Source organism: Mycobacterium sp. MUNTM1 (genome assembly GCF_054660795.1).
This window is the reverse complement of the sequence record NZ_BAAGDE010000057.1, coordinates 36585-42841: the sequence shown is the minus strand read 5'-3', so window position 1 is coordinate 42841 and position 6257 is coordinate 36585. Positions and strand designations below refer to the sequence as shown.

The 6257-nt window shown below is 68.8% G+C and carries 8 protein-coding genes; 7 read left to right on the top strand and 1 reads right to left on the bottom strand.

Going from position 1 to position 6257, the window contains the following annotated elements; genetic code table 11:
• The first annotated feature begins 151 nt into the window (after positions 1-151).
• Genes ACYQ8K_RS24945 through ACYQ8K_RS24925 form a run of 5 tightly spaced genes read left to right on the top strand, consistent with a single transcriptional unit; the run spans position 152 to position 4216 of the window.
• Positions 152-1099, top strand: a complete 948-nt coding sequence (locus ACYQ8K_RS24945) for an ABC transporter substrate-binding protein (RefSeq protein ID WP_459973254.1) — start codon at positions 152-154, stop codon at positions 1097-1099.
• 1 nt (position 1100) lies between these two features.
• Positions 1101-2213: an ABC transporter ATP-binding protein gene (locus tag ACYQ8K_RS24940; RefSeq protein ID WP_459973253.1), complete on the top strand. Its 1113-nt coding sequence runs from the start codon at positions 1101-1103 to the stop codon at positions 2211-2213.
• 3 nt (positions 2214-2216) lie between these two features.
• On the top strand, positions 2217-2903 hold the full coding sequence (locus ACYQ8K_RS24935) for an ABC transporter permease (protein WP_459973251.1): 687 nt from the start codon (positions 2217-2219) through the stop codon (positions 2901-2903).
• On the top strand, positions 2900-3616 hold the full coding sequence (locus ACYQ8K_RS24930; RefSeq protein ID WP_459973249.1) for an ABC transporter permease: 717 nt from the start codon (positions 2900-2902) through the stop codon (positions 3614-3616). The genes ACYQ8K_RS24935 and ACYQ8K_RS24930 overlap by 4 nt, the downstream gene beginning before the upstream one ends.
• A complete protein-coding gene (locus ACYQ8K_RS24925) occupies positions 3617-4216 on the top strand; it encodes a putative glycolipid-binding domain-containing protein (protein WP_459973248.1) in 600 nt (199 codons plus the stop codon).
• Here ACYQ8K_RS24925 and ACYQ8K_RS24920 read toward each other — a convergent pair.
• On the bottom strand, positions 4179-5123 hold the full coding sequence (locus ACYQ8K_RS24920; RefSeq protein ID WP_459973260.1) for a prephenate dehydrogenase: 945 nt from the start codon (positions 5121-5123) through the stop codon (positions 4179-4181). The genes ACYQ8K_RS24925 and ACYQ8K_RS24920 overlap by 38 nt on opposite strands.
• Before the next feature lie 129 nt (positions 5124-5252).
• Here ACYQ8K_RS24920 and ACYQ8K_RS24915 point away from each other — a divergent pair, with 129 nt between their 5' ends.
• Both ACYQ8K_RS24915 and ACYQ8K_RS24910 read left to right on the top strand, forming a co-directional pair.
• Positions 5253-5774 carry a tRNA adenosine deaminase-associated protein gene (locus tag ACYQ8K_RS24915; RefSeq protein ID WP_007772009.1) on the top strand — a complete coding sequence of 174 codons (522 nt, stop codon included), beginning with the start codon at positions 5253-5255 and terminating at the stop codon, positions 5772-5774.
• A 10-nt stretch (positions 5775-5784) separates the two neighbouring features.
• Positions 5785-6243 carry a nucleoside deaminase gene (locus tag ACYQ8K_RS24910; RefSeq protein WP_459973247.1) on the top strand — a complete coding sequence of 153 codons (459 nt, stop codon included), beginning with the start codon at positions 5785-5787 and terminating at the stop codon, positions 6241-6243.
• Positions 6244-6257 lie beyond the last annotated feature (14 nt).

Genomic DNA, 6257 nt, shown 5'->3' with positions numbered 1-6257 from the left:
GGTCGGGCTTGGGGGGCGGCTGCCCGGGCGAGGCAGGGGTGTGGCTGCTCATACTGCCATCTTTGCCCTATCGGACGCCGATTGAAACCGATTCGGACAACCCAACCTCGCGCACCAGCGTCCGCGCGGTTCGGGCGTTAGGGTCGGCGGTATGACGGCACTGCCGCACGTGCGGGGCGCGATCACGCGCGCGGCGGTGCTGGTGACGGCGATGTCCGTCGTTGCGGCGTGCAGCAATTCCGACCCGCTGGGAGCCCAGGTTCGAAGCCCCAACTCCATTGTCATCGGATCCGGCGACTTTCCGGAATCGCAGATCATCGCCGAGATTTATGCACAAGCCTTGCAGGCCAATGGTTTCGAAGTGGGCAAGCGGATGGGCATCGGGAGCCGGGAGACGTATATTCCTGCGCTCAAAGACCATTCCATCGACCTGGTGCCGGAATACATCGGCAATCTGCTGCTCTACATTTCGCCGGCGTCCGACGCCACCACGCTGGACGCCGTCGAGCGTGAGCTTGACCGGCACCTGCCCGGTGACCTCTCGATTCTGACGCCGGCTCCGGCCACGGACACCGACACGGTCAGCGTGACCGGGCAAACGGCCAACTCCTGCAATTTGAAGACAATCGCCGATCTGGCCGTCCATTCGGCCGACGTGCGATTCGGGGCGCCCTCGGCGTTCGCGACCCGGCCCGCCGGGTTGCCCGGGCTGCGGCAGAAGTACGGCCTCGAGATCAAGCCGGGCAACTTCGTCGCCATCGACGACGGCGGCGGCGCGGTCACCGTCCGCGCATTGGTCGAGGGCAGGGTGAACGCCGCCAACATCTTCACCACGTCACCGGCCATCCCGCAGAACCATTTGGTGGCCCTCGACGACCCCGAACATAATTTCGTGGCCGGAAACATCGTGCCGCTGCTCAATTCCCAGAAGAGATCTCCGCGGCTCAAAGAGGTGCTGGATGCGGTCTCGGCGAAGCTGACCACGTCCGGCGTCGCCGGACTCAACGCCGCGGTGTCGGGGAATTCGGGCATCGATCCCGACGAGGCGGCGCGAAACTGGGTACGCGACAACGGCTTCGATCACCCCATCGGAGGATGACTTGATCATCTTCGACAACGTCAGCAAGGCCTTCGACGACGGAACCACCGCGGTGAGCCAGCTCAGCCTGAGCGTCCCCACCGGCAAGCTGACCGTGTTCGTCGGATCCTCCGGCAGCGGCAAGACCACGGCGCTGCGGATGATCAACCGGATGATCGAGCCCACCTCGGGCACCATCACGATCGACGGTGTCGACGTCGCCACCCGCGACCCGGTCAAGCTGCGGCTCGGCATCGGCTACGTCATCCAGCACGCCGGCCTGATGCCACACCAGCGCGTAATCGACAATGTGGCAACGGTTCCCGTCTTGCGGGGTCGGCCGCGCCGGGCCGCCCGCAAAGAGGCCTACGCGGTGCTCGAGCGGGTCGGGCTGGATGCCAGGCTCGCGACCCGCTACCCCGCACAGCTCTCCGGCGGCGAGCAGCAGCGGGTCGGCGTGGCACGAGCGCTGGCCGCCGACCCGCCAATCCTGTTGATGGACGAGCCGTTCTCCGCCGTCGACCCGGTGGTCCGCCACGATCTGCAGAACGAAATCCTGCGCCTGCAAGGCGAATTACACAAGACGATCGTGTTCGTCACCCACGACATCGACGAGGCGCTGCGGCTCGGCGAACGGGTCGCGGTGTTCAGGGGCGGTTCGCTACAGCAGTACGACGAGCCCGCCCGGCTGCTGTCGCGGCCGGCCAACGACTTCGTGTCGCGGTTCATCGGCCTGGGCCGCGGCTACCGATGGCTGCAACTGCTCGACGCGGCCGGACTACCGCTGCGCGACGTCGAACGGATCACCGCCGACAAGCTCGCGGCGACAACGCTTTCCGACGGCTGGGCCGTGGTCGTCGACGACGTCGGGGCGCCGCTCGGCTGGATCGACGACGAGGGGCTGCGACGGCACCGCGACGGTGTGTCATTGCCCGACAGCATGAGCGGGGTCGGATCGTTGTTCCGGCCGCGGGGCAATCTGAGCCAGGCGCTGGACGCGGCGCTGTCGTCGCCCTCGGGCATCGGCGTCGCCGTCGACGACGGCGGCAGGGTGATCGGCGGTGTGCTGGCCGCCGAGGTGCTGGCCGCGGTGGACTCCCGACGGCTGGGTTCGGCCGAATCGCGGGGGACCTAGCCGATGCATTACCTACTCACCCATCTCGACGACGCCTGGGGGCTGACCGTCGTGCACCTGCGGCTGTCGTTGGTGCCGGTGCTGATCGGGCTGGCGATCGCGCTGCCGCTCGGCATGCTGGTGCAGCGCACCCGGGTCGCCCGCCGCCTCACGACGGCGGGCGCCAGCGTCGTGTTCACCATCCCGTCGCTGGCGCTGTTCGTGGTGTTGCCGATGCTCATCGGGACTCGCATCCTCGACGAGGCCAACGTGATGGTGGCGCTGACGGCCTATACCGCGGCGCTGATGGTGCGGGCGGTGCTCGAGGCGCTGGACGCCGTGCCCAACCAGGTGCGCGACGCCGCCACGGCGGTCGGCTACCCGCCTATCACACGGATGCTGAAAGTCGAACTGCCGCTGTCGGTTCCGGTGCTCGTCGCGGGCCTGCGGGTGGTGGTGGTCACCAACATCGCGATGGTCTCGGCTGGCTCGGTCATCGGCATCGGCGGGCTGGGCAGCTGGTTCACCCAGGGATACCAGACCAACAAGAGCGATCAGATCCTGGCCGGCATCATCGCGCTGTTCCTGCTGGCGGTCGTCATCGACGTGCTCATCGTGTTGGCGGGCCGGCTGGCCACCCCGTGGGCACACGCCACGCGCAGCACCGGCCGCCGCTCGGTCGTCGCACCGGTGGTGGGTGGTGCCCGGTGAACTTCATCGACCGCGCGATCTCCTATGTGTTGACCGCCGACAACTGGACCGGCCCGGTCGGGCTCGCGGCCCGCATTTTGGAACACCTCGAGTACACCGTCCTGGCGGTGGGCGCCTCAGCGCTGATCGCGATCCCCGTCGGCCTGATCATCGGGCACACCGGGCGCGGCACCCTGCTGGTGGTGGGGGTCGTCAACGGACTGCGCTCGCTGCCGACGCTGGGCGTGCTGCTGTTCGGAACGCTGTTGTTCGGGCTGGGCCTGGGCCCATCGTTGGTGGCACTGATGCTGTTGGGGGTGCCGGCGGTGTTGGCCGGCACCTACGCCGGGATTGCCAACGTCGAGCCGACGGTCGTCGATGCCGCCCGCGCGATGGGCATGACCGAGGCCCAGGTGCTGCTGCGCGTTGAGGTGCCCAACGCGTTGCCGTTGATCCTGGGCGGGCTGCGCAACGCCACGCTGCAGGTGGTCGCCACCGCGACCGTGGCGGCCTACGCCAGCCTCGGCGGTCTGGGCCGGTACCTGATTGACGGGATCAAAGAACGTGAGTTTCATCTCGCTCTGGTCGGGGCGCTGATGGTGGCCGCGTTGGCGCTGGTGCTCGACGGACTGCTGGCGGTTGCGGTGTGGATTGCGGTGCCGGGGACCGGGCGGCTGCGGCGAACATACCGGGCACTGCCGCAGCGGTTGGCGGGCACGTCTTACGGTAGATGAGTGAACGCAGCCCCCTCTGAACCGTCTCGCCGCGTGTGGCAGACGATGCTCACCTGGCGCGCACAGGATGCTCCCCGGATGGAATCGGTACGACTCCAGGTGTCCGGCAACAGAATCAAGGCCAATGGCCGCATCATTGCCGCCGCCACCGATGCCCATCCCGCGTTCGGCGCCTACTACGACCTGCTGACCGATGAGGCCGGTGCCACCAAGCGGCTCGGAATGACCGTCACCCTCGCCGAGCGAGAGCGCGTCTTCTCCTTCGCCCGCGACGAAGAGAACATGTGGCTGGTCACCGACCATCAGGGCGAACACCGCGCGGCCTACAACGGCGCGCTCGACGTCGACGTCGAGTTCAGCCCGTTCTTCAACGCGCTGCCCATCCGGCGGCTCGGCTTGTTTGAGCGGGCGGCCTCGGTCACGCTGCCGGTGGTCTATGTCAACGTGCCGGAGATGTCCATCACCGCCGACACCGTGAGCTACAGCAGCACCGGCAGCCTGGACGAGATCAAGTTGCGCTCGCCGATCTCCGACACGACGGTGAGCATCGACGACGAAGGATTCATCGTCGACTATCCAGGCTTGGCAGAGCGGATCTGACCACCCCGCCGGCGCGGCCCGCGGCGGCCAGTTCCTGACGCCAGTTCTCCGCGCCGACGACGACGTGGAAGATGTCGTCGCGCCGGAAGCTGTCGTAACGCGTGCGCGCGGCGTGGCCGGCCTCGACGAGGTCGGCGACCGAGTTGTGGGAAGCCAGCGATTCGCGGGCTCGGGTCAGCAGCTCGATGACGCGATCGGCCGCCGGCACCAATTGGTCGGAGTTGCCTTCGCACATCGCCCGGACCAGGTCCGGGGCGGTCGCCGCCACCCGGGTCCCGTCGCGGAAGGACCCGGCCGCCAGCGCGAAGGCCAACGGGACGTCTCCGGCGACGACGGCCAGCGCCTCGGCGAGCAGGTGGGGCAGGTGTGAGATCGCCGCCGCGGCTGCGTCGTGTTCGTCCGACCTGGCCGGCACCACCACCGCGCCGCAGTCCAACGCCAACGTCATCACCATCGACCAGACCGCCGCATCCACGTGATCGTCAACGCTGACCACCCACGGGGCCCCGGTGAACAATCCGGCATAGCCGGCGGTCCAGCCCGAGTGAGCGGTACCCGCCATCGGATGGCCCCCGACGAAGCGTTCCTGCAGACCCGCCGCGACGACCTGGTCGAGGACCGCCTGCTTGACGCTGGTGACGTCGGTCAGCGGACACGCCGGGGCCGTCTCCTTGATGTGCGCGAGCATGCCCGCCATCGCCGGCATCGGCACGGCCAGCACGACCAGCGCACCGGATTCGGCGGCGCGAGACAAGGTCGCGGTCAGGTCGGTGGTGGCGTCGAAGCCGTCGGCGGTCGCGGCCTGGGCGCCGTCCACCGAGCGGTTATAGCCGAACACCTCGCGGCCGGCCGCCGTGGCGGCGCGCATTATCGAACCGCCGATCAGCCCCAGCCCGAGCACACACACCGGTGTCTGAGAAGGAGGGCTTGCCACATTCCAAGGTTGGCACATCCCGCCGGGGACGGCGCCGCCAGATCTCGCGGCTACCAGGCGCCATCTGGTCAGGGGCCTGGTCAGGGACTACCGTAAGCGGCCATGGGAGCACAACGGGCCTCTGCCCAGGGCCTGTCCGCGGACACGCCGGACGGTTTCGGCGTCGCGGTGGTGCGTGAAGAGGGGCAGTGGCGCTGCGCCCCGATGGCCCGTAAATCGCTGTTGAGCCTGGCGGCCGCCGAGACCGAGCTGCGCGAATTGCGCAGTTCCGGGGCGGTCTTCGGCCTGCTGGACGTCGACGACGAATTCTTCGTCATCGTCCGGCCGGCGCCGTCGGGCACGCGGTTGTTGCTCTCGGACGCCACCGCGGCCCTGGACTACGACATCGCCGCCGAAGTGCTCGACAAGTTGGACGCCGACATCGATCCCGAGGACCTCGAGGACTCGGATCCCTTCGAAGAGGGCGACTTAGGGCTGCTGTCCGATGTCGGGCTGCCCGAGGCGGTCCTCGGGGTCATCCTCGACGAGACCGACCTGTACGCCGACGAGCAGCTGGGCCGCATCGCCCGCGAGATGGGCTTCGCCGATCAGCTGTCGGCGGTGATCGACCGCCTCGGTCGGTGATCCTCGGTCGGTGATCACTGACGAAGACCTGATCCGTTCCGCCTTGTCGGTTGCCGCGACGGCGGGTCCCCGCGACGTGCCGATCGGTGCGGTAATCGTCGGCGCCGATGGAACCGAGCTGGCCCGGGCGGTCAATGCCCGCGAGGCGTGGGGAGACCCGACGGCCCACGCCGAAATCCTGGCGCTGCGCGCGGCGGCCGAGGTCCTCGGGGACGGGTGGCGCCGGGAAGGCGCCCCGCTGGGGGGCACCGTCGAACCGTGCACCATGTGTGCGGGCGCTCTGGTGCTGTCGCGCATCGCCCGGCTGGTGTTCGGCGCCTGGGAGCCCAAGACCGGAGCGGTCGGGTCGCTGTGGGACGTGGTCCGCGATCGGCGGCTCAACCACCGACCGGAAGTGCGCGGCGGTGTGCTGGCCCAGGAGTGCGCCGCGCCGCTGGAGGCCTTCTTCGCCCGCCAGCGATTGGGGTGAGGGGCATGCCGTTC